The 26123-nt window shown below is 72.4% G+C and carries 24 protein-coding genes and 1 pseudogene; 14 read left to right on the top strand and 11 right to left on the bottom strand.

From position 1 onward, the window contains the following. Positions 1-75 precede the first annotated feature (75 nt). The 4 genes and pseudogenes from ACWDAS_RS11495 to ACWDAS_RS11480 form a co-directional block, all read left to right on the top strand. Positions 76-1581: a cytochrome ubiquinol oxidase subunit I gene (locus ACWDAS_RS11495; RefSeq protein WP_450388690.1), complete on the top strand. Its 1506-nt coding sequence runs from the start codon at positions 76-78 to the stop codon at positions 1579-1581. Between the two features lie 11 nt (positions 1582-1592). Beyond that, a complete protein-coding gene (gene cydB / locus ACWDAS_RS11490; protein ID WP_450388688.1) occupies positions 1593-2594 on the top strand; it encodes a cytochrome d ubiquinol oxidase subunit II in 1002 nt (333 codons plus the stop codon). Between the two features lie 13 nt (positions 2595-2607). Continuing rightward, positions 2608-6198, top strand: a complete 3591-nt coding sequence (gene cydD, locus ACWDAS_RS11485) for a thiol reductant ABC exporter subunit CydD (protein WP_450388686.1) — start codon at positions 2608-2610, stop codon at positions 6196-6198. A 51-nt stretch (positions 6199-6249) separates the two neighbouring features. Further along, positions 6250-7356: pseudogene (locus tag ACWDAS_RS11480) on the top strand (GAF domain-containing sensor histidine kinase); the annotation flags it as partial. A gap of 42 nt (positions 7357-7398) precedes the next feature. Here ACWDAS_RS11480 and ACWDAS_RS11475 read toward each other — a convergent pair. Next, positions 7399-8259, bottom strand: coding sequence for a Cof-type HAD-IIB family hydrolase (locus tag ACWDAS_RS11475; protein WP_450388684.1), 861 nt, complete (start codon positions 8257-8259; stop codon positions 7399-7401). Positions 8260-8367: 108 nt separating this feature from the next. On the opposite strand from ACWDAS_RS11475, the gene ACWDAS_RS11470 reads away from it, so the two are divergent. Then, positions 8368-8784: a DUF6083 domain-containing protein gene (locus ACWDAS_RS11470; protein WP_450388682.1), complete on the top strand. Its 417-nt coding sequence runs from the start codon at positions 8368-8370 to the stop codon at positions 8782-8784. Here the strand turns inward: ACWDAS_RS11470 and ACWDAS_RS11465 are convergent. After that, the gene (locus ACWDAS_RS11465; RefSeq protein ID WP_450388680.1) at positions 8777-9664 is read right to left on the bottom strand and encodes an LLM class flavin-dependent oxidoreductase; all 888 of its coding nucleotides are present in this window, start codon (positions 9662-9664) and stop codon (positions 8777-8779) included. The two genes, ACWDAS_RS11470 and ACWDAS_RS11465, sit on opposite strands and share 8 nt — an antisense overlap. 95 nt (positions 9665-9759) lie before the next feature. Beyond that, the gene (locus ACWDAS_RS11460) at positions 9760-10686 is read right to left on the bottom strand and encodes an SDR family NAD(P)-dependent oxidoreductase (protein ID WP_450388678.1); all 927 of its coding nucleotides are present in this window, start codon (positions 10684-10686) and stop codon (positions 9760-9762) included. A gap of 102 nt (positions 10687-10788) precedes the next feature. Between ACWDAS_RS11460 and ACWDAS_RS11455 the strand changes: the two genes are divergently transcribed. After that, on the top strand, positions 10789-11667 hold the full coding sequence (locus ACWDAS_RS11455) for a helix-turn-helix domain-containing protein (protein WP_450388676.1): 879 nt from the start codon (positions 10789-10791) through the stop codon (positions 11665-11667). Positions 11668-11768: 101 nt separating this feature from the next. Then, positions 11769-12368 carry a DUF6344 domain-containing protein gene (locus tag ACWDAS_RS11450; protein ID WP_450388674.1) on the top strand — a complete coding sequence of 200 codons (600 nt, stop codon included), beginning with the start codon at positions 11769-11771 and terminating at the stop codon, positions 12366-12368. A gap of 61 nt (positions 12369-12429) precedes the next feature. Here the strand turns inward: ACWDAS_RS11450 and ACWDAS_RS11445 are convergent, their stop codons facing one another. Next, positions 12430-12624, bottom strand: coding sequence for a hypothetical protein (locus ACWDAS_RS11445; protein ID WP_450388672.1), 195 nt, complete (start codon positions 12622-12624; stop codon positions 12430-12432). 449 nt (positions 12625-13073) lie between these two features. Here ACWDAS_RS11445 and ACWDAS_RS11440 point away from each other — a divergent pair, with 449 nt between their 5' ends. The 7 genes from ACWDAS_RS11440 to ACWDAS_RS11410 all read left to right on the top strand — a co-directional run bounded on the left by ACWDAS_RS11440 (position 13074) and on the right by ACWDAS_RS11410 (position 18285). After that, positions 13074-13988: an ABC transporter ATP-binding protein gene (locus tag ACWDAS_RS11440; RefSeq protein WP_450388670.1), complete on the top strand. Its 915-nt coding sequence runs from the start codon at positions 13074-13076 to the stop codon at positions 13986-13988. Beyond that, the gene (locus tag ACWDAS_RS11435; protein WP_450388668.1) at positions 13975-14880 is read left to right on the top strand and encodes an ABC transporter permease; all 906 of its coding nucleotides are present in this window, start codon (positions 13975-13977) and stop codon (positions 14878-14880) included. The genes ACWDAS_RS11440 and ACWDAS_RS11435 overlap by 14 nt, the downstream gene beginning before the upstream one ends. Then, a complete protein-coding gene (locus ACWDAS_RS11430; protein ID WP_450388666.1) occupies positions 14877-15794 on the top strand; it encodes an ABC transporter ATP-binding protein in 918 nt (305 codons plus the stop codon). Before ACWDAS_RS11435 ends, ACWDAS_RS11430 begins: the two co-directional genes overlap by 4 nt. Positions 15795-15817: 23 nt before the next feature. Continuing rightward, positions 15818-16537: an ABC transporter permease subunit gene (locus ACWDAS_RS11425; RefSeq protein ID WP_450388664.1), complete on the top strand. Its 720-nt coding sequence runs from the start codon at positions 15818-15820 to the stop codon at positions 16535-16537. 97 nt (positions 16538-16634) lie between these two features. Further along, positions 16635-16886, top strand: coding sequence for a hypothetical protein (locus ACWDAS_RS11420; RefSeq protein ID WP_450388662.1), 252 nt, complete (start codon positions 16635-16637; stop codon positions 16884-16886). A gap of 26 nt (positions 16887-16912) precedes the next feature. Beyond that, entirely contained in the window at positions 16913-17521 is a 609-nt protein-coding gene (locus ACWDAS_RS11415) for a YceI family protein (RefSeq protein ID WP_450388660.1), read from the top strand. Between the two features lie 41 nt (positions 17522-17562). Next, positions 17563-18285, top strand: coding sequence for a rhomboid-like protein (locus ACWDAS_RS11410; protein ID WP_450388658.1), 723 nt, complete (start codon positions 17563-17565; stop codon positions 18283-18285). Here ACWDAS_RS11410 and ACWDAS_RS11405 read toward each other — a convergent pair. The 7 genes from ACWDAS_RS11405 to ACWDAS_RS11375 all read right to left on the bottom strand — a co-directional run bounded on the left by ACWDAS_RS11405 (position 18221) and on the right by ACWDAS_RS11375 (position 26107). Then, a complete protein-coding gene (locus ACWDAS_RS11405) occupies positions 18221-19036 on the bottom strand; it encodes an HAD family hydrolase (protein ID WP_450388657.1) in 816 nt (271 codons plus the stop codon). The genes ACWDAS_RS11410 and ACWDAS_RS11405 overlap by 65 nt on opposite strands. Further along, the gene (gene serS, locus ACWDAS_RS11400; protein WP_450388655.1) at positions 19033-20310 is read right to left on the bottom strand and encodes a serine--tRNA ligase; all 1278 of its coding nucleotides are present in this window, start codon (positions 20308-20310) and stop codon (positions 19033-19035) included. The genes ACWDAS_RS11405 and serS overlap by 4 nt, the downstream gene beginning before the upstream one ends. A 583-nt stretch (positions 20311-20893) precedes the next feature. After that, the gene (gene pheA, locus ACWDAS_RS11395; protein ID WP_450388653.1) at positions 20894-21823 is read right to left on the bottom strand and encodes a prephenate dehydratase; all 930 of its coding nucleotides are present in this window, start codon (positions 21821-21823) and stop codon (positions 20894-20896) included. A 43-nt stretch (positions 21824-21866) separates the two neighbouring features. Continuing rightward, positions 21867-23102: an iron uptake transporter deferrochelatase/peroxidase subunit gene (gene efeB, locus ACWDAS_RS11390; RefSeq protein WP_450388651.1), complete on the bottom strand. Its 1236-nt coding sequence runs from the start codon at positions 23100-23102 to the stop codon at positions 21867-21869. After that, positions 23099-24982: a copper resistance CopC/CopD family protein gene (locus ACWDAS_RS11385; RefSeq protein ID WP_450388650.1), complete on the bottom strand. Its 1884-nt coding sequence runs from the start codon at positions 24980-24982 to the stop codon at positions 23099-23101. Before ACWDAS_RS11385 ends, efeB begins: the two co-directional genes overlap by 4 nt. A 10-nt stretch (positions 24983-24992) precedes the next feature. Beyond that, entirely contained in the window at positions 24993-25445 is a 453-nt protein-coding gene (locus ACWDAS_RS11380) for a copper chaperone PCu(A)C (RefSeq protein ID WP_450388648.1), read from the bottom strand. Next, positions 25442-26107, bottom strand: coding sequence for an SCO family protein (locus ACWDAS_RS11375; protein WP_450388646.1), 666 nt, complete (start codon positions 26105-26107; stop codon positions 25442-25444). Before ACWDAS_RS11375 ends, ACWDAS_RS11380 begins: the two co-directional genes overlap by 4 nt. Between the last annotated feature and the right edge of the window lie 16 nt (positions 26108-26123).

Below are 26123 nucleotides of genomic sequence, written 5' to 3'. Positions count from 1 at the left end.
GGCGAAAGTGTGTGCGGCATACTGACCTTGTGAATGCGTTCACTTTCACAAGCGCATCAAGATAGGAGGCGTGGCGTGGACCTGGCACTGGACTCCGTCATCGTCGCGCGATGGCAATTCGGCATCACGACCGTCTACCACTTCCTTTTCGTCCCCCTCACGATCTCCCTCGCGGCCCTGACCGCCGGCCTCCAGACGGCCTGGGTGCGCACCGGCGACGAGAAGTACCTCCGGGCGACCAAGTTCTGGGGAAAGCTCTTCCTGATCAACATCGCCATGGGCGTGGCCACCGGCCTCGTCCAGGAGTTCCAGTTCGGGATGAACTGGTCGGACTACTCGCGCTTCGTCGGTGACGTGTTCGGCGCCCCGCTCGCCTTCGAGTCGCTCATCGCCTTCTTCTTCGAGTCCACCTTCATCGGCCTGTGGATCTTCGGCTGGGACAAGCTCCCCCAGAAGATCCACCTGGCCTGCATATGGCTGGTCTCGCTCGGCACGATCCTTTCCGCGTACTTCATCCTCGCCGCCAACTCCTGGATGCAGCACCCGGTCGGCTACCGCTACAACAAGTCCACCGGCCGCGCCGAGCTCACCGACTTCTGGGCCGTGATCAGCCAGAACACCACCGTCGTCGTGGTCTTCCACACCCTGAGCGCGGCCTTCCTGACCGGCGCCGCCTTCATGATGGGCATCGCGGCCTACCACCTGGCCCGCAGGAAGCACGTCGCCGTCATGAAGACCTCGCTGCGCCTCGCGCTGGTCACCGCGGTCGTCGCGGGTCTGCTCACCGCCCTCAGCGGCGACCGGCTGGGCAAGGTCATGTACGAGCAGCAGCCGATGAAGATGGCCGCCGCCGAGGCCCTGTGGGACGGCGAGGCCCCCGCCCCCTTCTCGGTCTTCGCCTACGGCGACGTCGAGAAGGGCCACAACACCGTGGCCGTCGAGGTCCCCGGGCTGCTGTCCTTCCTCGCCCACGACGACTTCAGGTCGTACGTCCCCGGCATCAACGACGTCAACAAGGCCGAGCAGCAGAAGTACGGCCCCGGCGACTACCGGCCCAACATCCCGGTCGCCTACTGGGGATTCCGCTGGATGATCGGCTTCGGCATGACCTCCTTCGCGGTCGGCCTCGCGGGACTCTGGCTCACCCGCCGCAGGTTCTGGCTCGCCGAGAGCCGGCGCACGGGCGACGACGAGCCACCGCATCTGATGCTCACCAAGAACACCGCCCTCACCCCCGCGCTCTCACGCTGGTACTGGCGGATCGGGCTGCTCACCATGGGCTTCCCGCTGATCGCCAACTCCTGGGGCTGGATCTTCACCGAGAACGGCCGCCAGCCGTGGGCCGTGTACGGGCTGCTGCGCACCGAGGACGCGGTCTCCCCCGGCGTCTCCACCGCCGAGATGCTGATCTCGCTGATCGTCCTCACCGCGCTCTACGCCGTCCTCGCCGTCGTCGAGGTCAAGCTCCTGGTCAAGTACGCCAAGGCCGGGCCTCCCGAGCTCACCGAGGCCGACCTCGATCCCCCCACGAAGATCGGCGGCGACGCCGACGCCGACCGCCCGATGGCCTTCTCGTACTAGGGAGCGACGGCATGCACCTCCACGACGTCTGGTTCGTCATCATCGCCGTCCTGTGGACCGGCTACTTCTTCCTCGAGGGCTTCGACTTCGGCATCGGCGTCCTGACCCGGCTGCTCGCCCGCGACCGCCCCGAGCGGCGGGTGCTGATCAACACCATCGGCCCGGTCTGGGACGGCAACGAGGTCTGGCTGATCACCGCCGGCGGCGCCACCTTCGCCGCCTTCCCCGAGTGGTACGCCACCCTCTTCTCCGGCTTCTACCTGCCGTTGCTGGCGATCCTGCTCTGCCTGATCATCCGGGTCGTCGCCTTCGAGTACCGCGCCAAGCGGGCCGACGAGCGCTGGCAGACCACGTGGGAGTGGGCCATCTTCTGGACCTCCCTGCTCCCCGCGTTCCTGTGGGGCGTGGCGTTCGCCAACATCGTGCACGGGGTGAAGATCGACAGGTCCGGTGAGTACACCGGCCGGGTCTGGGACCTGCTCGGCCCCTACCCCCTCCTCGGCGGACTCGTCACCCTGAGCCTCTTCACCTTCCACGGCGCCGTCTTCGCCGCCCTGAAGACCCTCGGCGACATCCGCGATCGCGCCCGCCGCTTCGCCACCCGTGCCGGAGTCGTCACCGCCGTACTCGCCCTGGCCTTCCTGGCCTGGACGCAGGCGGAGGACGGGGCCGCCGCGAGCCTGGTGGCCGCGATCACCGCCGTGCTCGCGCTGCTGGCGGCACTGGGCGCCAATCTGCGGGGCCGCGAGGGCTGGGCGTTCGCCTTCTCCGGGGTCACGGTGGTGGCCGCGGTGGCGATGCTCTTCCTGACGCTCTTCCCGGACGTCATGCCGTCCTCGCTGGACCCGGCGTGGAGCCTGACGGTGGAGAACGCCTCCTCGACCCCGTACACGCTGAAGATCATGACCTGGTGCGCCGGGATAGCGGCCCCGCTGGTCGTGCTCTACCAGGCCTGGACGTACTGGGTGTTCCGCAAGCGGATCGGCACCCAGCACATCGCCGAAGCACATTGAGGGGCTGTTTCACGTGAAACCTGTCGACCCCCGGCTTCTGAGGTACGCCCGCTCGACCCGCGGGTTCCTCGCCGTCTCCGTCCTGCTCGGTCTCGTCGGCGCGGGACTGGTCATCGCGCAGGCGATGCTCATCGCGGAAATCGTGATCGGGGGTTTCCAGGACGGTCTCGACGCCGGAGCGCTGCGCACCCCGCTGCTGCTGCTTGCCGGTGTCGCGGCCGGCCGGGCGGCGGTCTCCTGGCTCACCGAGCTGTGCGCCCATCGCGCCGCCGCCGCCGTCAAGTCCCAGTTGCGCACAGGGCTGCTGGAGCACGTCACGGCACTCGGCCCGGCAGGGCTCACCGAGCGCCGGACCGGCGAACTGACCACCCTGGCCACCCGGGGCATCGACGCCCTCGACGGCTACTTCGCCCGCTACCTGCCCCAACTCGGGCTGGCCGTCGTCGTGCCCGCCGCCGTCCTCGCCCGGATCGTCACCGAGGACTGGGTCTCGGCGCTCACCATCGCCCTGACCCTCCCCCTCATCCCGCTCTTCATGGTCCTCATCGGTTGGGCCACCCAGGCCCGCATGGACCGGCAGTGGCACCTGCTCGCCCGGTTGTCCGGCCACTTCCTCGACGTCGTCGCGGGCCTGCCCACCCTCAAGGTCTTCGGCCGCGCCAAGGCCCAGGCCGAGTCCATCCGCGCCATCACCGCCGAATACCGGCGCGCCACGATGCGGACGCTCCGCATCACCTTCCTCTCCTCCTTCGCCCTGGAGCTGCTCTCCACCATCTCCGTCGCCCTGGTCGCCGTTGGCGTCGGCATGCGGCTGGTCCACGGCGAACTCGACCTCTACACGGGGCTGGTCATCCTCGTTCTGGCGCCCGAGGCATATCTGCCGCTGCGCCAGGTGGGCGCCCACTACCACGCGGCCGCGGAAGGGCTCTCCGCCGCCGACGAGGTATTCGCCGTCCTGGAGACCGCGCCGCCGCGGCGCGGTACCGCCCCGGCCCCCGATCTGCGGACCGCGGCCGTCGAGCTGGACGGCGTCGCCGTCGAGGGCCGTCTCGGCACGTTCTCCCTGCGGGTCTCCCCCGGCGAGACCGTCGCCCTCACCGGGCCGAGCGGGATCGGCAAGACCACGCTGCTCGGCGTGCTGCTCGGCTTCACCGAGCCGACCGCGGGGCGCGTCCTGGTCGACGGGACCGACCTCGCCGCGTACGACCCGGCGGGCTGGCACCGCCAGATCGCCTGGGTGCCCCAGCGGCCGTACCTGTTCGCCGGGACCATCGCCGACAACGTGCGGCTCGCCCGGCCCGACGCGACCCCGGCCCAGGTACGCGCGGCGCTCCACGACGCGGGCGCCCCGGAGCTCGATCCCGCGACCGCCGTCGGCGAGGGCGGCGCCGGACTCTCCGCCGGGCAGCGGCAACGGGTCGCCCTGGCGCGGGCCTTCCTCGCCGACCGGCCGCTGCTGCTGCTCGACGAGCCGACGGCCGCGCTCGACGGCGAGACGGAGGCGGCCGTGGTCGACGCGGTCCGGCGGCTCGCGGCGGGGCGCACGGTACTGCTCGTGGTGCACCGGCCCGCGCTGCTCGCCGTGGCCGACCGCAGGGTGCGCCTGGGCGACCGGACCGCCGGGGCGGAGGTCGCTCCCGTCGACCCGACCTCTCCCGGCCGGCATGAAGCTCCCGGGCCCGCGTACCCGGTACCGGCACCGGCACGGCGAGCGGTGCCGTCCGGCACGTACGCGGCGGACGCCGAGGCGCGGGAGGGGACCGTGACCGCCCCGCTCGGGCCGTCCACCACGGTGGCGGGCTCCGGCTCTGCGGAGCACACGGCGCGCGCCATCGGCCGCGGCACCGCCGCCGACCCGGCGAAGCGGGTGCGCCGGGCCGCGTCGCCGCTGCGGCCGCGGTTCGCACTCGCGCTGCTCCTGGGCACGCTCGCACTGCTGAGCGCCATCGGCCTCATGGGGACCTCCGGCTGGCTGATCTCCCGCGCCTCCCAGCAGCCGCCGGTCCTCTACCTGATGGTCGCGGTCACCGCGACGCGGGCGTTCGGCATCGGCCGTGCCGTGTTCCGCTACGCCGAGCGGCTGGTCTCGCACGACGCTGTCTTCCGCGCCCTCGCCGACCTGCGGGTCGCGGTCTACCGCCGGCTGGAACGGCTCGCGCCCGCCGCGCTGCGGGACACCCGGCGCGGGGACCTGCTCTCCCGCCTCGTCGCCGATGTGGACGGTCTGCAGGACCACTTCCTGCGCTGGCTGCTCCCCGCCGGCGCCGCCGTCCTCGGCGGCGCCGCGTCGGCCGCGTTCACCGCATGGCTGCTCCCCGGCGCCGGTGCCGCCCTGGCGGTCGGACTGCTCACCGCCGGGGGGGCCGTACCGGCCGTGTCCGCGGCGCTCGCCCGGCGCGCCGAACGCGCCCTCGCCCCCGCCCGCGGCGAGCTCGCGGCCCAGGTCGTCGACGTGCTCACCGGTACCGCCGAGCTGACGGTCGCCGGGGCGCTGCCAGGCCGCCGGGCGAAGGCGGCCGAGGCGGACCGTCTGCTCACCCGGATCGCGGCGCGCTCCGCGGCCGGGGCGGCGCTCGGCGCCGGGCTCGGCGCGCTGGTCACCGGGCTGACCGTCACCGTCTGCGCCTGGGCGGGCGTCCAGGCGGCGGCAGGGGGACGGCTGCCCGGAGTCGCGCTCGCGGTCGTCGTGCTCGTCCCGCTCGCCGCCTTCGAGGCGGTGGCGGGCATGCCGCTCGCGGCGCAGTACCGGCAGCGCAGCCGCCAGGCGGCACTGCGGGTGCACGACGTGCTCGACGCCCCGGAGCCGGTACGGGAGCCGGAGCGGCCCGCGGCCGCGCCCGCCGGGCCCCACCCCCTGGTGCTGCGCGGGCTGTCGGCCCGCCACCCGGGACAGCGGCACCCCGCGCTGGACGGTGTCGACCTCGAACTGGCGCCCGGCCGCCGGATCGCCGTCGTCGGGCCGTCCGGGTCGGGCAAGACGACGCTCGCCCATGTGCTGCTGCGCTTCCTGGACGTCGAGTCGGGCACGTACACCCTCGCGGGCACCGACGCGACGACCCTCGACGGCGACGCCGTACGCCGCATGGTCGGCCTGTGCGCCCAGGACGCGCACGCCTTCGACAGCACGGTCCGCGAGAACCTGCGGCTGGCCCGTCCCGGCGCGGCCGACACGGAGCTGCGGGCGGCCCTTGCCGCCGCCCGGCTCGACCTGGACCTCGACCTCCCGGTCGGGGAGCACGGCACCCGCCTGTCCGGCGGCCAGCGCCAGCGGCTGGCGCTGGCCCGCGCGCTGCTCGCCGACTTCCCCGTCCTGGTGCTCGACGAGCCCGCCGAGCACCTGGACCTGGCCACCGCCGACGCGCTGACCGCCGATCTGCTGACCGCGACCACGGGCCGGACGACCGTCCTGATCACCCACCGCCTCACCGGACTGGACGGCGTCGACGAGATCCTCGTCCTCGACCACGGCCGCGTCGTCCAGCGCGGCGCGTACCGGGAGCTGGCCGCCGCGGACGGTCCCTTCCGCCGGGGCCTCGACCGCGAGCGGGTGGCGGACGCCCCGGCCGGCGTGGGCGCGCCGGAGCCGGAGTCGATCACGGCGTAGGACGCGGCACCGCCCTAGGCTCGCCGTATGGCAGAACGACTGGCCAAGCTGCTGGACGCCGTCGGCTCGGTCACGACCGCGCTGCTGGCGGACGAACAACCGACCGGTGACGCGCTCGACGTCGTCGCCGAGCAGGCCCGCGCGCTGGTCGGGGCCGACGCGGGCCTCGTTCTGCTGCCGACCGTCGAGGGCGGCCTGGAGGTGGTCGCGGTCTCGGCCGACCAGCCCGCGGGCCTGGTGGGCACGGTGCTCGAGGCGGACAGCCCGCCCGTCGCGCCGCTGATGGCGGGCGAGCCGGTGTTCATCGACGACGCCGCGACCGACGCGCGGATGACCACGGCCATCGCCCCGCGTTTCGGCGCCTGCATGATGCTCCCGCTCCAGAGCAGCGGCCACGTGATGGGCGCGCTCGCCCTGCCGAGGGCCCACGGCGCCCCGGGGTTCACCGAGGACGAGCGCTTCGTCGCCACCCAGTTCGCGGCCCAGGCCGCGCTCGCCCTGCTGCTCGCCGACGCGCAGCGGGACCGCAACCGGCTGGCCGTCTACGAGGAGCGCGACCGGATCGCCCGCGATCTGCACGACCTGGTCATCCAGCGGCTCTTCGCGACGGGCCTGATGCTCCAGGGCGCCCGGCGCAAGGCGCTGCCCCCCGACGCCGAGGAGGGCATCGCACACGCGGTCGAGGAGCTGGACGCCACCATCCAGGAGGTGCGGACGGCGATCTTCGCGCTGCAGCAGGAGCCGCGGGACGAGGCCCCGACGGGGCTGCGCGCCCAGGTGTTGCGGGAGACCGGCACGGCCGCCCGGGGGCTGGGGTTCCAGCCCTCCGTCCGGTTCGTCGGCCCCGTCGACTCGCGGGTGGGCGCGCTCAGCGCCCGCAATCTCGTGGCCGCGCTGCGCGAGGCGCTGTCCAACGTGCAGCGGCACGCGGGCGCCACCTGGGTCGAGGTGGTGCTCGACGCCACCGCCGTCCTCGCCGACGGCCGCGAGGGCGTGCGGCTCATCGTCTCCGACGACGGCGTCGGCATCCCGGAGACCGGGCGGCGCAGCGGACTGCGCAATCTCGCGCGGCGCGCGGAGTCGCTGGGCGGCGAGTCGATCTTCGGTCCCGGGCCGGACGGCAAGGGGACGACCCTCGCGTGGGAGGCGCCGCTGTGAGTCCCCGGGGCCACCCCGGCCCGACGGCGGCCGGTGGACGGGTCAGCGGGCGGCGAGGATCCGCTCGATGACCCGGGCGACGCCGTCCTCCTCGTTCGCCACCGTGCGGTGCGTGGTGGCGGCGAGCACGTCCGGGTGGGCGTTGGCGACCGCGTACGAGGTGCCCGCCCAGGACAGCATGGGCAGGTCGTTGGGCATGTCCCCGAAGGCCACGACCTCCTCGGCGGAGATGCCGAGGTCCGCGCAGCAGCGCGCGAGCGTCGTCGCCTTGCTGACCCCCGTGCCGCTGATCTCCAGCAGCGCCGACGCGCTGGACCGGGTGATCTCGGCGTGCTCCCCGGCCATCGCCCGCGCGGTGCGCAGGAAGACGTCCGGGTCGATGGACGGGTGCTTGGCCAGCAGCTTCAGCACGGGCTGGCCCTGGTGCCCGTTGTCCAGCAGCTCCTCCACCGGCGCGACGACCGCGTCGGGCGTGGGGGCGTACGGCGGGTACTCCGGCTCGTAGGCGAAGCCGCCGGTCAGCTCCACGGCGAAGGTGGTGCCGGGGACGGCGGTGCGCAGGACCGCGACGACGGCGAGCGCGTCCCGCGGGTCGAGGGGGTAGGCCGCGAGCAGCCGCCTGCCGCGGTGCAGGTCGTAGACGGCGGCGCCGTTGGCGCATATCGCCATGCCGTGGCCGGCGGTGTGCCCGGCGACGACGTCCATCCACCGGGCGGGTCTGCCGGTGACGAAGAAGACCTCGATGCCCGCGGCCTCCGCGTCCGCCAGCGCGGCGATCGTACGGGCCGAAACGGTCTTGTCGTCGCGCAGCAGCGTGCCGTCCAGGTCGGTGGCGATCAGCCGCGGCGCGGGGGCCGCGAGGGTGGCGTCCGGGGTCCGGGGATGCTGGGTGGCTGAGGTCACCGACCCATGGTCCCTTATGCGGTGGCACATGGCTGCAGGCGGGTGCGGAGTGCGAGCACCGCCACACACTCCGTCGCCGGTGTCAGTGCCGGGTGCCACCATCACCTCATGGCCCTTGTGCGTTGTGAAGAGCAGCCCGACCGGGAACCGGTGCTCCTGGCCGACGCTTTGGCGACCGTCGTGGACGGCATCCGCACGGCCGCCCGCACCGCGATACCCGTCGCCGACCCGGCGGCCGGCACCGCCACGTCCTGCGGCCGGTGTGCCTGCGCCGCCCACTGGCACCGAACCTCCGGTGGCCGCTGGATCCTGATCGAGCCCGGCGAGTGGCCCCTCGCCGTCATTCCGGCGGGCCGTCGCTGGCGTGTCGCGGGCGACGGCACGGCGGTCAATCTGCGAGCCGCGGCGCCCTCCGACACGTGCCGGATCAGCCACTTCGACGTGTGTCCCGCGGGCCCGCCGCCCGCGGCGTCGCCCGTGCTGCTCGGCCAGTGGCGGCGCAACGCCCGCCGCCGGCTCAACTGAGCTGGGCCGGGGCCTCCGTCGCGATGCGCTCGAAGACCTTCTCGTCCGCCGCGTAGACGGAGTCCGGCACCGGCCAGTGCAGCACGATCTCCGTGATGCCGATCTCCGCGTAGCGGCCCGCGAAGTCGACGAACGCGTCGAGCGACTCCAGCGGACGCTCGGCCGTGGACCCGGTCAGCAGGACGCGGTCCAGCTCGCGCGCATCGCGCTCGATCTCCGCGCAGGCGATCTCCAGCTTGTCGAACTGCCGCGACACGACCCCGGGGCACTCCTCGACGGGTACGTCGGCCGGCCCCTTGGGGTCGCCGTAGGTCACCCAGGCCTGGCCGTACCGCGCCGCCAGCCGCATCCCGCGCGGACCCGTCGCCGCCACCGCGAAGGGGAGCCGCGGCCGCTGCACGCAGCCGGGGATGTTCCGCACCTCGTGCGCCGAGTAGAACTCGCCCTCGTGCGTCACCACCGGCTCCGTCAGCAGCCGGTCCAGAACGTCGACGAACTCGCCGAAGCGGTCGGCCCGTTCCCGCACCGTCCACGGCTCCTGACCCAGCGCGGTCGCGTCGAAGCCCACCCCGCCGGCGCCGATGCCGAGCGTCAGCCGGCCCTCGCTGACGTCGTCGAGCGTGATCAGCTCCTTCGCGAGCGTCACCGGGTGCCGGAAGTTCGGCGAGGTCACCAGCGTCCCCAGACGGATCCGTTCGGTCGCTGCGGCCGCCGCCGTCAGCGTCGGCACCGCGCCGAACCACGGGCCGTCCCGGAAGCTGCGCCAGGACAGGTGGTCATAGGTGTAGGCGGCGTGGAAGCCGAGTTCCTCGGCCCGACGCCAGACCTTCCGGCCCTCGTTCCAGCGGTGGATCGGCAGGATGACAGTGCTCAGGCGCATGCTCCCAACCCTACGGGGTGGCCCTCCCCCGGCCGTGGTCACCGGCGCGCGGCGATCCCCGGCCCGCCCGCCGGGTGCGTCCCGCCGGTACGCGGTCACGCGATGAGCGCGGCGGCGGCCGTCCACAGGCGCAGGGCGTTCTCCGGGTCCAGGGCGAAGGGGGCGACGCCGCCACCGAACAGCGGCGGCCGCTCCTCCAGCAGCGGCGCCTCGCCGCAGTCCTCGAAGTAGCGTCCCCCCACCCCGTCCAGCAGCGGGGAGGCGGCCGCAAGCACCGAGGTCGCCGCGCCCTGCGCGAGGGTCTTGCGGCGCTCGGGCGGCGTCTTGATCCCCCCGGTGTGCTGCTGCAGGTTGGTGGGGATCGCCCCGGGGTGCACGGCGTTCGCCAGGATGCCGTCGTCCGCCCAGCGCCGGGTGGCCTCGACGGCCAGCAGCACGTCCGCGGTCTTCGACTCCCCGTACGCCCCGAGGGGCTGGTAGGGCCTAAAGCGGTGGTCGAGGTCGTCGATGACGACCGGCGCGGCCGTGTGGGCGTTGGAGCTCAACGAGACGATCCGGGCGCCGCCCGCCGCGGCGAGCGCGCCGTGCAGCCCCACGGTCAGCGCGTAGTGGCCGAGGAAGTTCACGGCGAACTGCAGCTCACGGCCCTGCGGGGTGCGGGTGAGCTCCGGCAGCGCCATGATCCCGGCGTTGTTCACGAGGATGTGGAGCGGCCCGCGCCAGGCCCCGGCGAAGTCGCGGACCGATCCGAGGTCGGCCAGGTCGAGTCCGCCGACGGTGACGTCGGCGTTGCCGGTCGCCGCGCGGATCCGCGCCGCGGCCGCCTCGCCCGCCGCCGGGTCGCGCACGGCCAGGACGACCGATGCGCCGGCCGCGGCGAGGGCGCGTGCCGTCTCCGTGCCGATGCCCGAGGTCGCCCCTGTGATCAGGACCCGCTTCCCCGAGAGGTCCACGCCGGCCAGGACCTCGTCCGCGGTGGAGGCGAATCCGAAGGGGGTCGGAACTGCTGCTCGCTGTGTCATGCCCCCGAGCCTGGGCGGACCCGGCGTCCCGGGCCAGACCCCGCCCATCCTGGTGCCCGCGGGGACAGGATGAGCCGCCGGACCGGGGTTAGCCTCGAATCCATGGCCACAGGCATCAGTCTCGGTGACTATCTGCGGGTGCGCCGGGAGCGGCTGCGCCCGGAGGACGTCGGCCTGCCCGCGGGCGAGCGCCGGCGGGTGCCCGGGCTGCGCCGCGAGGAGGTGGCACTCCTCGCCGGGATCAGCGTCGAGTACTACCTGCGCCTGGAGCAGGGCCGCGACCGGCACCCGTCCGACCAGGTCCTGGACAGCATCGCCCGCGCCCTGCACCTCGACACCGACGCCGAGCGCTACCTCCATGAACTGGCCCGGCCCGCCCGCGGCGCCCGGCGCGGGAAGGCCGCCGGACCGGAACGGGTCAGCCCGGGCGTGCGGACCCTCATCGAGCAGTGGCCCACCACCCCGGCCCTCGTCCAGGGCCGATACATGAACACGCTCGCCGCGAACCCGGCGGCGATCGCGCTCAGCCCCTACTTCGCGCCCGGTGTGGACACCCTGCGCGCGGCCTTCCTCGAACCCGGGATGCGGGCCTTCTACCGCGACTGGGACACGATGACCGCCAAGTCCGTCGCCTTCCTGCGCTCGGCCATCGGGGGCGATCTCGACGCGGACCCCCGTCTGGTGGAACTCGTCGGCGAGCTGAGCCTGCGCAGCGAGCGCTTCCGCACCCTGTGGGCGCGGGTGGACGTACGCCACAAGACCAGCGGCACCACCCTCCTGCTCCACCCACAGGTCGGGGAACTCGACCTGCACTACGAGAAACTGGCCCTGCCCGACGCGCCCGGCCAGATCCTGGTGACGTACCACGCCGAGCCCGGTACCCCCTCCCACGAGAAGCTGCAACTCCTGGCCCACCTGGCCGGAGAACCGTCGTGGGACCGGCCGGCCGGGGCACCGGCTGGGCCACCCGAGTGGTGTTGATCGGAATATCGGCGCCCTCGGGGTGCGGCATCAAGGATTTCGTGCTCACTTCCGCATCATCGGATTAGTCGCTCCCGACTCAACCGAGGAAGTGAGAGGTCATGGCTGCCAACGCCCACGTCAAGTCGTTCTGGGACGTCTTCGTCACTCTGCTCTTCAAGATGGTCGCCTACCTGGGGTTCGCCGTCCCGGAGTCGCGTAGCACGGTTCCGGCCGCGCCGCGACCGGAGACCGTTCCCGGCACCCTTTACCTGCCGACCGCCGAGGCCGTCCGCCTCTGCGTACCGGCGCCCGCTCCGGAGCCGGCTCCGCGACCCCTCGCGCTGTGCGCCGCCGTGTCCGGTCCCGGGCTCCGCGTCGAACCAGGCGAACGGACACCCGAAGTGCCGTCGTACCGCCGTGAGCCCGTCGGGCCGGTCCGGTCCGCCGAGTCCGAGTCCGAGCCCGTGGAGTGCGCCGAGTCCGTCGAGTCCGTCGAGTCCGTCCCCTTCGTCCCGCTGCCCCGCTTCACCGGTCCGTCCAGCGCGTTGTCCCTGCCGCCGACGATGAAGCAGCGCATCCGGGCCGAGGCCCACGGGGCCTCTCCGGTCGCCCGTGTGCGCACCCGTCCGATCGGCGACGCCGGCCTCGACCCCGTACTGACCGACGCGACCGAGGCACCCGCCCGCACCCCCCGCCGCGAGTGGGCGCTCTGCGCATGACCTTCGCGGACGGGTGTGACCAGCCCGTACGGCGCGCCCCACGGCGCCCGTTGACGGAGTGTCAAGCCGTCCCGACCCTGAGCGCCCACGACAGCGGGACCGTCCGGGCACCCTGGACGACGGGCACAGGCCCGAGCAGTAGCAGCAGTGCGAGCACGGCAACGAGCACTAGCTCACGCACAAGCACAAGCACCAGAACGAGGACGAGGACGACGATGCCGGAGACGACCAGCACCCCCGAGGCTGTGACGTTCACCGCCGGCATGACGAGTCCCCACGAGCGGCAGGACATCCGGGACCGCACCCGGTCCCAGGGCAGTCCGGCCACCGACTCGCCCGCGCACGACGGCGTTTGCCGCCGCATCCGCGCGTACGGCGAGGCACGTACTACCGCACACAGCACAACGCGGCACGGCACAACGCACCACCGCAACAACCAGCCCGCCGAGGGAGACCGGTGGAGCCGACAGCGCTCCCGGACGCCCCGCCACGGCTGAACCTGCCCTATTCGACCGAACCGTCCGTACCCGACCGAAACCGGCCGTACCGACTGAACGAGCCGAACCGCGTGCCCCGCAGGAGGAGAACCCCGGCAAGACGGACGCTCCGCACCACCTCCCCTACGGGAGGGTCAGCCCCAAGGACTACGCACAACCGCCCCCCAGGCTGACGACGGGGTGTGGCCTACGCCACTAGGTTCGTGGCGTGACTGTGATCGCTACCGAAAGCCTGACGAAGCGGTACCCGAGGGTGACCGCTCTGGACCGGCTCACCGTCGACATCGCACCCGGTGTGACCGGGTTGGTCGGTGCCAACGGAGCCGGCAAGTCGACCCTGATCAAGATCCTGCTGGGGTTGGCGCCGGCCACGGAAGGCCGGGCCTCCGTACTGGGCATGGATGTGGCGACGCAGGGCGCGGCGATCCGCGCCCACGTGGGCTACATGCCGGAGCACGACTGCCTGCCGCCGGACGTGTCGGCGACGGAGTTCGTCGTGCACATGGCCCGCATCTCGGGGCTGCCGCCGACGGCCGCGCGCGAGCGCACCGCGGACACGCTCCGCCATGTCGGCCTGTACGAGGAGCGGTACCGCCCCATGGGCGGCTACTCCACGGGTATGAAGCAGCGGGTGAAGCTGGCCCAGGCGCTGGTCCACGACCCCAGGCTGGTGCTGCTCGACGAGCCGACGAACGGGCTGGACCCCGTCGGCCGTGACGACATGCTCGAGCTGATCCGCCGGGTGCACACCGAGTTCGGCATCTCCGTGCTGGTCACCTCCCACCTGCTCGGTGAGCTTGAGCGCACCAGTGACCACATCGTCGTCATCGACGGCGGCTCCCTCCTGCGCTCCTCCTCGACCAGCGACTTCACCCAGGCCACCGCCTCGCTCACCGTCGAGGTCACCGAGCACGAGGACGAACTGGTGGCGAAGCTGACCGCCGCCGGGCTCAACGCGCACTCGGACGGCCGGCTGATCATGGTCGACATCGACGGGGACGAGACGTACGACGCGGTCCGCGACGCGGTCGCGGAGCTCGGCACGGGCCTGGTGCGCATGGAGCAGCACCGGCACCGCATCGCCGAGATCTTCCGGGGAGGGGACGACCATGACGCAGCTTGAGGGAAGGCCGCCGGCCGCCGACGTCATCCACGACATCGGGTACCGGCACTACGACGGCCCGCGCCTGGGCCGCGCCTACGCCCGCCAGTCGCTGTTCGCGCAGAGCCTGCGCGGTGCCTACGGGCTGGGCCGTTCGGCGAAGTCCAAGGTGCTGCCGATGATCCTCTTCGCCGTGATGTGCGGGCCCGCCGCCATCATGGTCGCGGTCGCGATCGGGACGAAGGCGACCAAGCTGCCGATCGAGTACACCCAGTACGCGATCATCATGCAGGCCGTGATCGGCCTCTACCTCGCGGCGCAGGCCCCGCAGGCGGTCTCGCTCGACCTGCGGTTCAAGACGACCCCGCTGTACTTCTCCCGCCCGATCGAGGCGGTCGACTACGTCGCGGCGAAGTTCGCGGCGCTGACCACGGCGCTGTTCATCCTCACCGGAACCCCGCTGCTGATCATGTACGTCGGCGCGCTGCTGGCCAAGTTCGACGTGAGCGACCAGAGCGCGGGCTTCGCCAAGGCCCTGCTGGCCGAGTTGCTGCTCTCCCTGCTCTTCGCGGGCATCGGCCTGGTCATCGCGGCGCTGACGCCGCGCCGGGGCTTCGGCGTCGCCGCGGTCATCGCGGTGTTCACGCTCTCGTACGGCGCGGTGACCAGCGTCCAGGGAGTGGCCTCGATCCACGGCAACGACGACGTGATCGGCTGGCTGGGCCTGTTCTCGCCGATCACGCTGATCGACGGCGCCCAGACCTGGTGGCTGGGCGCGTCCTCCAGCTTCGTCGACGGCGCGGGCCCGAAGAACGCGCTCGTCGGCACGGTCTACCTCCTCGCCCTCCTCGCCGTGATCGCCGGCTCCTTCGGCCTGCTGATGCGCCGCTACCGAAAGGCCGTACTGTCGTGACCACCCTGTCCATCGACCACGTGTCCCGCTGGTTCGGCAACGTCGTCGCCGTCAACGACGTGACGATGACGATCGGCCCCGGCGTCACCGGTCTGCTCGGCCCCAACGGCGCGGGCAAGTCCACCCTGATCAACATGATGGGCGGCTTCCTGGCCCCCTCGGCCGGCAGCGTCACCCTCGACGGCTCCACCGTCTGGCGCAACGAGCAGGTGTACCGGGCCATCGGCATCGTCCCCGAGCGGGAGGCGATGTACGACTTCCTGACGGCCCGCGAGTTCGTGGTCGCCAACGCCGAGCTGCACGGCCTGCCGGATCCGGGGGCGGCGGCGCAGCGCGCCCTGGCCACGGTCGAGATGGAGTTCGCCCAGGACCGCCCGGTCTCCACGTACAGCAAGGGCATGCGGCAGCGCGCGAAGATGGCCTCCGCCCTGGTGCACGACCCCTCGGTGCTGCTGCTGGACGAGCCCTTCAACGGCATGGACCCCCGCCAGCGGCTGCAGTTGATGGACCTGCTGCGGCGGATGGGCGCCGAGGGCCGCACGGTGCTGTTCTCCTCGCACATTCTGGAGGAGGTCGAGCAGCTGGCCAGCCACATCGAGGTGGTCGTCGCCGGCCGGCACGCCGCCTCCGGCGACTTCCGCAAGATCCGCCGGCTGATGACGGACCGGCCGCACCGCTACCTGGTGCGCTCCAGCGACGACCGGGCGCTCGCCGCCGCGCTGATCGCGGACGGCTCCACGGCCGCCATCGAGCTGGACTGGAAGGAGCGGGCGCTGCGGATCCAGGCGATCGACTTCGCCGGCTTCACCGAGCTGCTGCCGCGCGTCGCGCGGGAGCGGGGCATCCGGCTCTTCACGGTCTCGCCGTCCGACGAGTCCCTGGAGAGCGTCTTCTCCTACCTGGTCACGGCGTAGGCACACGGCTGTAAGGAGCTTCGATGTTCAATCCCACCGTGGCCAGGCTGACCTACCGGGGGCTGCTGGGCCGCCGCCGGGCCCTGGTCCTGTTCGCCCTGCCCGCGCTGCTGATCCTGATCTCCGTGGCGGTACGGGCGCTGGTCGGCGCCGACGACTCCATCGCGAGTTCGGTGCTGGGCGGTTTCGCGCTGGCGACGATGGTGCCGCTGGTCGGCGTGATCGCCGGGACCGGCGCCATCGGGCCGGAGATCGACGACGGCTCGATCATCTACCTGCTGGCCAAGCCGGTGCGGCGGCCGACGATCATCGTCACGAAGCTGCTGGTCGCCATCGGCGTCTCGGTGGTCTTCTCGGCGGTGCCGACCCTGATCGCCGGCTTCATCCTCAACGGGAACAGCCAGGGCGTCGCGGTCGCCTTCACCGCCGCGGCGGCGGCCGCCTCGGTCACGTACGCCTCGCTCTTCCTGCTGCTGGGGGTGGTGACCCGGCAGGCGGTCGTCTTCGGCCTGGTCTACGCCCTGATCTGGGAGTCGCTGATCGGCAGTCTGGTGCCGGGGGCGCGCACGCTGAGCGTGCAGCAGTGGGCCCTGGCGCTGGCGCAGAAGATCGCGGGTGAGGGGACGGTGAGCTCCGACGTGGGGCTGCCGCTCGCGGTGGTGCTGCTGATCGGTGTCACCCTGGCCGCCACCGCCTTCGCTGGGCAGCGGATGCGGTCGCTGACGCTGGCCGGCGAGGAGTGATCGTTCCGGCCTAGCCGTGGGCCGCCCGGGTGGTCTTCTGCCGCCCGGGCGGCCCTGCTCCCCTGACGTCCGTACATCGGATTGTCAGATTTGCGGCGTGATGTCCGAGACTCCGCTGCTCTTCGCCGTGGGACTGCTCCTGGCCGCCCTCGGCCTGCTCATCGCGCTGTTCAGCCCGGAGCTGGCCCACCGCATCGACGCGCTCGCCGGCCGGGCCGCCGCCCGCCTCCGGTTCCGGCTGTCCCGGCGCCGCCGGCGCCTCGTCCCACTCCCTCGTAAGTGGTCCACGTCACAGCCCTCCTTGAAAATTCAAGGGAATGCCGTTACGGTGAAAGAGGTTGAATCGTAAACCAAGACGTCCCCGAGGAGTTCACCATGGGCCTGTTCAGCCGCAAGAGCGACACCGCCGAGACCGCGACGACCACCGCCGTCGCCTCCGCCGACCTGGCGCACCTGACCGGTGACTACACCATCGACACGACTCACAGCGAGGTCGGTTTCTCCGTGCGCCACGCCATGGTCACCACCGTGCGCGGCCAGTTCACCGAGTACGAGGGCAAGCTGACCCTGGACGGCGCCAAGCCGGCCAACTCCTCCGCCGAGGTGACCATCAAGGTCGTCAGCATCGACACCAACCAGGCCCAGCGCGACGAGCACCTGCGCACCGGCGACTTCTTCGACGCGGCGACCTACCCGGAGATCCGCTTCCGCAGCACCTCCGCCGAGCAGGTCGACGACGAGACCTACCGCATGCACGGCGACCTGACCATCAAGGACACCACCAAGCCGGTCTCCATCGACTTCGTCTACAACGGCTCGGCCACCGACCCCTACGGCAACCTGCGCGTCGGTTTCGAGGGCTCCACGACGGTCAACCGCGGCGACTGGGGCCTCACCTACAACGCGGCCCTCGAGGGCGGCGGCGTCCTGATCAGCGACAAGGTCAAGCTGACCTTCGACATCTCCGCGATCAAGGCGGCCTGAACCTGCTGAAGTCCCCGCCCCCCTGCCGCACGATGGAGGGGATGGCAGCGGACGACACGGCGGATACCGCCGAAACCAGGCACTGCCGCGCCGCACTCCGCGGCGCGGCGGGCCGGGTCCTCCCCAGGATCCGCGCCTGGGTGCGCTCCACCCCCGGAACGCACACCTGGCTGCTGGTACTGGCCGTCACCAGCGGCGTTCTGGCGACGGTCTCACCGCATCTGCGGTACTTCCTCCTGCACCACAACAGCACCAATCTGGCGGAGCTGAGCTCCCACCCGGTGCGGGTGCTGATCGTCAGCGCGCTGTGGATCGAGTCCCCCCCGGCCTTCGCGCTGTACGTCCTCTTCTTCGAGACGGTCCACGCCCCCGCCGAGCGCCGGCTCGGCACGCGCCACTGGCTGGGCGTCGCCGCCCTGGCCCACGTCGGGGCGACCCTCCTCAGCGAGCAGGCCGTCTTCATGGGCATCCGCACCGACCTGCTGCCGCACTCGCTCGCCCACACCGTCGACATCGGCGTCAGCTACGGTCTGGCCGGCGTCATCGGTGTGCTCACCTATTTCGTACGGCCGCCCTGGCGACTGCCCTACCTGCTGGCGGTCGCGGGCTTCTTCGCGTATCCCCTGGTGATGCCGGGCCGCACCTACACCGACCTCGGGCACTTCACCGCCCTGCTGATCGGCCTCGCGTGCCGCGGGCTCACAGCCAGGGGAAGAGCCGCTCCAGGACCAGGGCGATCCCGTCCTCGCCGTTGGGCGCGGTGACCTCGTCGGCGGCGGCCTTCAGCAGCTCGTGGGCGTTGCCCATCGCGACGCCGTGCGCCGCCCACTCGAACATCGGCAGGTCGTTGGGCATGTCGCCGAAGGCGATGGTGTCCCCGGCGGCCAGCCCCAGCCGGCGCGCGGCCAGCGACAGGCCCCGGGCCTTGGACAGGCCCAGCGGCAGCAGCTCCACGATGCCCGTACCGGACATCACGGCGCTCACCAGTCCGCCGGCCGCCGCGGTGGCCGCCTCGGACAGCTCGTCGTCCCCCAGCCGCGGGTGCTGGACGTAGAGCTTGCTGATGGGCGACGCCCACAGCTCCTCCACGTCGTCCACCTCGCCGCCCACCGGCAGCTCGGAGTCGAAGAGCCGGTAGCCGGGGCCGAGCACGATGTCCCCGTCCAAGCCGTCGAGGGCCGCCGCGACGGCCAGCGGGCCGGTCGCCGCCTCGATCTTGGCCAGCGCCGCCCGGGCGGTCTGCCGGTCCAGGGTGACCGAGGTCAGCAGCCGCCGCTCGCCCGCGTGGTAGACCTGCGCCCCCTGCATGCAGACGGCCAGGCCCTCATAGCCGAGGTCGTCCAGGACGTGCACGGTACGGGCCACCGGGCGCCCGGTGACGACGATGTGCGCGGCACCCGCCGCGGTGGCCGCGGCGAGTGCCTTGCGGGAACGCTCGGAGACGGTGTGGTCGGGGCCGAGCAGCGTGCCGTCGAGATCCGTCGCGATCAGACGGTAGGGGAGCGGAGCGGTCACTTGGCGACCGGCTCCAGCACCTCACGACCGCCCAGGTACGGGCGCAGGACCTCGGGGACGCGGACCGAGCCGTCGGCCTGCTGGTGGTTCTCCAGGATGGCGACGATCGTGCGCGGGATGGCGCACAGCGTGCCGTTGAGCGTGGCCAGCGGCCGGGTGCCGTTCTCGTCCCGGAGCCGGACGGAGAGCCGGCGGGCCTGGAACTCGGTGGTGTTCGAGGTCGAGGTCAGCTCGCGGTACTTGCCCTGGGTGGGGATCCACGCCTCGCAGTCGAACTTCCGCGACGCCGAGGAGCCGAGGTCGCCGGAGGCGAGCTCGATCACCCGGTAGGGCAGTTCGAGGGAGGTCAGCCACTGCTTCTCCCACTCCAGCAGCCGCTCGTGCTCGGCCTCGGCGTCCTCGGGCCGGGTGAAGACGAACATCTCCACCTTGTCGAACTGGTGGACCCGGATGATGCCGCGGGTGTCCTTGCCGTACGAGCCCGCCTCGCGCCGGTAGCAGGGCGAGAAGCCGGCGTAGCGCAGCGGCAGCTTGGCGGCGTCGATGATCTCGTCCATGTGGTACGCGGCGAGCGGGACCTCGGAGGTGCCGACCAGGTACAGGCCGTCCTTCTCCAGGTAGTACACGTCGTCCTCGACCTGGCCCAGGTAGCCGGTGCCGGCCATGGCCTCCGGCTTGACCAGCGTCGGGGTCAGCACGGGGGTGAAGCCGGCCGCGGTGGCCTGCGCGACGGCCGCGTTGACCAGGGCCAGCTCCAGCAGCGCGCCGACGCCCGTCAGGTAGTAGAAGCGCGAGCCGGAGACCTTGGCGCCGCGGTCGACGTCGATGGCGCCGAGCAGATCACCGAGGTCGATGTGGTCCCTCGGCTCGAAGCCCTCGGCGGCGAAGTCGCGCGGGGCGCCGACGACCTCCCTGACGACGAAGTCCTCCTCGCCGCCGATGGGGGCGTCCGGGTGGACGATGTTGCCGAGCTGCAGCAGCAGGCGCTGCGCCTCCTCGGCGGCCTCGTGCTGCTCGGTGTCGGCGGCCTTGACGGCGGCCGAGAGCTCGCCGCCCTTCTTCAGCAGCTCGGCCTTCTCCTCGCCCTGGGCCCTGCCGATGAGCTTGCCCAGCGCCTTCTGCTCCGCGCGCAGCTCGTCGAAGCGGGTACTGGAGGACCTGCGCCGCTCGTCGGCGGAGAGCAGGGCGTCGACGAGCGCGACGTCCTCTCCACGGGCGCGCTGGGAGGCGCGCACACGGTCGGGGTCCTCACGAAGCAGGCGAAGGTCAATCACGGGGACAGGCTACCGGTGCGCCGGGTGTCGACGCGACAAGTTAAGTGCTTTATGGGAGGTTATGTCCGCTTCGAAAGGAGGGCGCGGGAAACGGGGCCCGGCCGATAATGGCGGGAAGGTAACCGTCAACCGAATTCTGCGCATCCCTCCGGGAGGGCATGTGGCCTGTGGACAAGGGCAGTTGGAGCAGGTCCGGAGCGGGGAGTTATCCACAGGGGGAAGGCTTCCCCCTCGCTTGTCCACAGCGGGTGTGGATGAGCTGTGGAAGATGGACTTGATCATTCCGTGGGGCGGCTGCCGGACCATGGATTCCCGGTCCAAACCCTCCTAACACTCACTTTCGAGTGAGAACTCTTCCCTCTATCGAGTTGTTCGAAGGTATTGGGATGACGAATGATGACCTGTAAGTCTGTGGGATCACTTGCTGCGAGTGTGCCGATTTGTCGATCTGGCGGCTCCTTGGGTGACTTGTTCTGTCGACTTATCCCCAGCCCTCGGAGAGGGCCTGTGGATAACGTGGTGGATAAGCGAAGGGCCCACCGGTTGTTCACCGACGGGCCCGGAAAAGCGCCGCGAGAGGTCTTCAGATCCGCCCGTCCAGAGCACGTCCCAGCCAGTCCGCCGCCGCCGTGAACTCCTCGTCCGTGGTGCCCTTGCGCTGCTGCGGCGGCACCTCGTCCGCCCGCGGGTACGAGCCGAGGAAGCGCACCTGCGGGCAGATCCGCTTCAGGCCCATCAGCGCCTCGCCGACCCGGCGCTCGGTGATGTGCCCCTCGCAGTCCACGGAGAAGCAGTACCGGCCGATCCCCTCACCGGTCGGCCGCGACTCGATGCGGATCAGGTTCACCCCGCGTACGGCGTACTCCTGCAGCAGCTCCAGCAGCGCGCCCGGGTGGTCGTCGCCCAGCCAGAACACCGCCGAGGTCTTGTCGGCGCCGGTCGGGGCGACCGGCCGGGCCGGGCGCCCGACCAGTACGAAGCGGGTCTCGGCGTTCGCCGCGTCGTGGATCTCGGTGACCAGCGGCTCCAGCCCGTACGTCGGTGCCGCGAACTCGCCCGCGAACGCGGCGTCGTAGCGGCCCTCCGCCACCAGGCGCGCGCCGTCGGCGTTCGACGCCGCCGACTCCCACGCGGCGTCCGGCAGGTGCGCCGACAGCCACTTGCGGACCTGCACCTGCGCCGCCGGATGGCCGGTGACCGTCTTGATGTCCCCCAGCCGCGTGCCCGGTCGCACCAGCAGCGCGAACGCGATGGGCAGCAGCACCTCGCGGTAGATCATCAGCGGGGTGCCGGCCGCCAGTTCGTCCAGGGTCGCGGTGATGCCGCCCTCCATCGAGTTCTCGATGGGGACCAGGGCGGCCGCGGCCTCCCCGCTGCGCACGGCGTCCAGCGCGGCCTGCACCGAGACCATCGGTACCAGCTCGCGCGTGGCGGCCTCCGGAAGCGTCCGGAGCGCGGCCTCGGTGAAGGTGCCCTCAGGGCCGAGATAGGTGTAGCGGCTCGCCGGCGACATGTCTGCCAGCCTAGAGCCTGTCGTCGGGCCCGCGCGGCGAGCCTCACGACTCCAGCAGCCGCTGCCCCACGTACTCGCCCGGCGCCGCACCGCCCGGCACCGCGAACAGCCCGGCGGCCTCGTGCCGCAGGAACCGCGACAGCCCGTCGCCCCGGTCGAGCTTGCGCTGCACCGGGACGAACCCCTTGAGCGGGTCGGACTGCCAGGCCACGAAGAGCAGCCCGGCGTCCGGCGTGCCGTCCTCCCGGTAGCCGTCGTGGTACGAGAAGCCGCGCCGCAGCATCGCCGCGCCGCCGTTGGACGCGGGGGCGGCGACGCGGACGTGCGCGTCGGCAGCGATGGCGAAGGCCCTGCCGTCCGGCCCGATCCTGTCCAGGTCGGGCTTGGTGGCCTCGGTGCCGCCGGACAGCGGGGCGCCGTCGGACTTGCGGCGTCCGATCACCTTCTCCTGGCGCTCCAGGGGCAGGTTGTCCCAGGAGTCCAGCAGCATGCGGATGCGCCGGACGACGGCGTACGAACCGCCCGCCATCCACTCCGGTGAGCCGGCGGCGGGGACGAAGACCCGCGCGTCGAAGTCGGGGTCGGAGAGCCTGGGGTTGTTGGAGCCGTCGATCTGGCCCATCAGGTTGCGGGCCGTGCGCGGCTCGGCGGTCGTGCCCGGGGTCCGGTTGAAGCCGTTCATCTGCCAGCGCAGCGAGGCCGTGCCCGCGGCCTCCTTCTGCAGGACGCGCAGGGCGTGGAAGGCGACCAGCGCGTCGTCGGAGCCGATCTGGATCCACAGGTCGCCGTCACTGCGCCCGCGGTCGAGCGCGTCGGAGGCGAAGTCCGGCAGCGGCGCGAGCGCCTCCGGCAGCCGGTCGGCCAGGCCCGCCTTGCCGAAGAGGGTGCGGCCGAAGCCGAAGGTGACGGTGAGCGAGGACGGCCCGGCGTCCAGGGCGATCTGGTTGTCGCCCGACGGCGCCCGGCCCTCGGCCATCGCCTCGGCCGCCGCGGACCAGCGGCGCAGCAGCGCCGCGGCGCCCTTGCGGCCCGCCCCCGCGGCCAGGTCGAAGGCGACCAGGTGGCCGCGGGCCTGCAGCGGGGTGGTGATGCCTGCCTGGTGGGTGCCGTGGAACGGGACGGCCGTGGCGCCGACCGAGGTCAGCGCGGTGGCCTCGTCACGCGTCGCGTGCGCGGCGACGGCACCCGAGGCGCCGCCGACGAGCAGTCCGGCGGCACCCGCCGCGCCCGCGGCGCCGAGCAGACGGCGCCGCGAGAGCTCCTGAGGACGGTCGTTCATGAGTCGATCTTCACTACCTTGGTGCGGGTGACCTGGTCGATGTCCGAGGTCCGTACGGTCACGGCGATCGTCCACTCCCCGGGGATCGGGATCTGGACGTTCTCGGCGCTCCAGTGGCCGGTGTCGATCTTCCCCAGCGTCACCGGGATGGGGCCGATCTTCTTCGACTTCAAGGTGAACGAGATCTGCACCTCGGGGACGTCGAAGGCCCGGCCGTCGGGGGCGGTGACCAGCAGGTGGAGCTCGTTCTCGGCGACGCCGCCCGGGTCGAGCGTCACCTCCGCCTCGCCCTTGCCACCGGGACCGCCGGTGTCGAACGGGATCTTCACGTCCAGCGGTTCGGGCACCTGGGTCACCGGCGCCGTCGCGCGCTGCGCCGCGCCCTCCTCGGCCGCCCGCCCCGGCTGGGTGCCGGTGAGCAGCGTGGTGACGGCGAGCACCACGACCGCGACCGCGACCTCCGCCAGCACGGACTTGCGCAGCCCGGTGCGCTCGGTGTCGGCGTCGCGCTCCTTGCGGGCGCGCTCCTTGGCCAGCGCGGCCTCCTGCCGGGCCAGCTGACCGTCGCGCTCGGACGAGCCGGAGCCCGCCCCGTCCCCGCCCTTGCGTCCCGCCGCGACCGGGTGGGCGACGGCGGCCTTGCCGCGGACGGCCGGCTCGCCGAGCTGCGCGGTCCAGCGGCGGGACAGCCAGGCCAGTTCCACCAGCAGGATGACCAGGCCGATCTTGACCAGCAGCAGCTGCCCGTACCCGGTGGACACCAGCGCCTCCCAGGAGCCGAGCTGGCGCCAGGACTGGTACACGCCGGTGGCGACCAGCGTCACCACGGCCCCGAAGGCGATCCGCGAGAAGCGCTGCACGGCGGCCCGCTCCACGCGCTGCCCGGTCCACAGCGCGACCAGCAGCGCGGCGAGGCCGCCCAGCCAGACGGCCATGGCCAGCAGGTGCACGATGTCGACCGGCATCGCCACCGACGCCTGGACGCCGACCGAGGCGTGCTCGGCCATCGCCCACGTCGCGGCCAGGCCGACGGCCACGACCGTGCCGCCGATGGCCAGGCCCCAGGCGAGGTCCTGGCGTTCGACCGGGTCCTCCCGCTTGGCCCAGCTGCCGAAGAGCACCGCGATGAACACCGCGCCCGCGGCGAGCAGCAGCAGCCGGGACAGCAGTGCCGCGCCGGGCCGGGTGTCCAGGACGTCCCGCATGCCGCCGAGGTCGAAGGCGTCGCCGAGCCCGCCTCCGCTCGCGTACGGGGCGCGCAGCATCAGCAGCGCTATCGTCGCGGCGACCATCGTGGCCCAGCCGGTGGCCACCAGCCGCCGCATCGAGCGCGTCCGCGCGCCGTCCGGCCAGCACACCCCGAGGAAGAACGCGGCGCCGACGAGCAGCGCGAAGCCGAGGTAGGACGCGTAGCGGGCGATGTCGTACAGGGTGCCGACCGTGCCGCCGCCCACCTCCTGGGTGGGCAGGGTGACCGTGGTCTCGGAGGGGGCGCCGATCGAGAAGATGAACGCGCCCGCCACCGGGTGGCTGTCGGCCGACACGACCTTCCACGCGACGGTGTACGTGCCCTTGCCGAGCCCCGGGCGCAGGGCCACGGCAGCGGTGGTGTTCCCCCTGCCCGCGTCGTTCGCCGCGCCGGTCTCGGCGCGCTCGCCGTCCGGGCCGAGGACGCGGATGGAGTCCTTCGACAGCAGCACACCCTCGGAGAAGGTGAGCCGCACCTGTGCCGGCGCGGTCTCGACGACGGATCCCTGTGCCGGGTCGGTGCCGACCAGCGCGGCGTGCGCCGAGGCCGGCCCGGCGGTGCCGAGCAGCAGGCCGAGTACGGCGAGCGGTACGGCCAGCAGGCGCAGTGCGGTTTTCGTCATCACCGTCATGGCGCTCTCCTCAGTCCCCCGGGCGGTAGCCCGCGGGCTTGACCGGGACCCGTACGTCGATGGTGCCCGCGTCGTCGAAGTGCAGCCGCAGCGAGACCTGCTCGCCGGCCACGGGCTTGTGCCCCAGGTCCATCAGCATCAGGTGGTTGCCGCCGAGCGCGAGCGTGAGCCGCCCGCCCGCCGGGACCGTGAAGGAGCTCACCTGGCGCATCCGGTTGTCCTGGGTGCTGTGCAGGGTGATGTCGCCGGACAGCTCGCTGGTGACCGAGGTCAGCCGGGCGTCCTCGCCACCGGTGTTCGTGACGGTGAAGTAGCCGGCCGCCATGTCCGCCAGCGCGGGCTGCGGGATGTAGGCGCTGCTCACCTTCAGCTCGGGGCCGCTGTCCGGCGAGGCGGAGCAGGCGGTGGCGCCGAACAGCACCAGGGCCGCCGCAGCGGGGATCCGCAGCAGGGGACGGGTCACGGCGTCCGCCCCTTGATGATCTTCGGCAGGTCGGCCGCGAACTGGTCCGAGGTCGTCCCCGACATGTACAGCGCGTGCGCCTTGTCGTCCTTCGGAGAGTACGCGATCACCTGGGCGCCGTGCGTCACGGTGATGCTGCCGTCCTTCTCCTTCACCGGCTTCTCCACGTCCACGCCGAGCGACCGCGCGCCGGCCTGGATCGTGGCGAAGTCACCGGTGAGGCCGACGAAGGACTTGTCCTGCGCGCCCAGCCACTCGCCGAGCCGCTGCGGGGTGTCGCGCTCGGGGTCGGTGGTGACGAAGACGACGACGAGCCTGTCCTGTTCCGCCTTGGTCAGCTTCGACTTGGCGATGGCGATGTCGCTCATCGTCGTCGGGCACACGTCCGGGCAGTGGGTGTAGCCGAAGAAGAGCAGGGTCGGCCGGCCCTCGGTCTGCTTGACCAGGTCGTACTTCTTGCCGTGCGTGTCCGTGAGGATCATGTCCGGCTTCTCGAAGGGCGTGTCGAGGACGGTCGCCGCCTTCGGGGTCGCCTCGAAGGACACGACGGGCTCGGGGCCCGACACGGCGGCGGTGCCGTCCGGGCCACCGCATGCGGCCAGGGCCAGTGCGAGGGCGGTGACGGCGGCGGCGGAGACCGCCGCCCTGAAGGTGGTACGCATCAGGGATTCCCCAGGA

The organism is Streptomyces sp. NPDC001070, from assembly GCF_053598835.1.
Note: the sequence above shows the minus strand (reverse complement) of the source record. Positions and strands in the feature narration are given on the sequence as shown.

Excerpts from the sequence above, each read along its gene's own strand:
- cydB (WP_450388688.1), top strand. The coding sequence starts at position 1,593 with ATGCACCTCCACGACGTCTGGTTCGTCATCATCGCCGTCCTGTGGACC.
- ACWDAS_RS11470 (WP_450388682.1), top strand. The coding sequence starts at position 8,368 with ATGGCCCTTGTGCGTTGTGAAGAGCAGCCCGACCGGGAACCGGTGCTC.
- ACWDAS_RS11465 (WP_450388680.1), bottom strand. The coding sequence starts at position 9,664 with ATGCGCCTGAGCACTGTCATCCTGCCGATCCACCGCTGGAACGAGGGC.
- ACWDAS_RS11460 (WP_450388678.1), bottom strand. The coding sequence starts at position 10,686 with ATGACACAGCGAGCAGCAGTTCCGACCCCCTTCGGATTCGCCTCCACC.
- ACWDAS_RS11455 (WP_450388676.1), top strand. The coding sequence starts at position 10,789 with ATGGCCACAGGCATCAGTCTCGGTGACTATCTGCGGGTGCGCCGGGAG.
- ACWDAS_RS11450 (WP_450388674.1), top strand. The coding sequence starts at position 11,769 with ATGGCTGCCAACGCCCACGTCAAGTCGTTCTGGGACGTCTTCGTCACT.
- ACWDAS_RS11435 (WP_450388668.1), top strand. The coding sequence starts at position 13,975 with ATGACGCAGCTTGAGGGAAGGCCGCCGGCCGCCGACGTCATCCACGAC.
- ACWDAS_RS11425 (WP_450388664.1), top strand. The coding sequence starts at position 15,818 with ATGTTCAATCCCACCGTGGCCAGGCTGACCTACCGGGGGCTGCTGGGC.
- ACWDAS_RS11415 (WP_450388660.1), top strand. The coding sequence starts at position 16,913 with ATGGGCCTGTTCAGCCGCAAGAGCGACACCGCCGAGACCGCGACGACC.
- ACWDAS_RS11410 (WP_450388658.1), top strand. The coding sequence starts at position 17,563 with ATGGCAGCGGACGACACGGCGGATACCGCCGAAACCAGGCACTGCCGC.
- pheA (WP_450388653.1), bottom strand. The coding sequence starts at position 21,823 with ATGTCGCCGGCGAGCCGCTACACCTATCTCGGCCCTGAGGGCACCTTC.
- efeB (WP_450388651.1), bottom strand. The coding sequence starts at position 23,102 with ATGAACGACCGTCCTCAGGAGCTCTCGCGGCGCCGTCTGCTCGGCGCC.
- ACWDAS_RS11385 (WP_450388650.1), bottom strand. The coding sequence starts at position 24,982 with ATGACGGTGATGACGAAAACCGCACTGCGCCTGCTGGCCGTACCGCTC.
- ACWDAS_RS11375 (WP_450388646.1), bottom strand. The coding sequence starts at position 26,107 with ATGCGTACCACCTTCAGGGCGGCGGTCTCCGCCGCCGCCGTCACCGCC.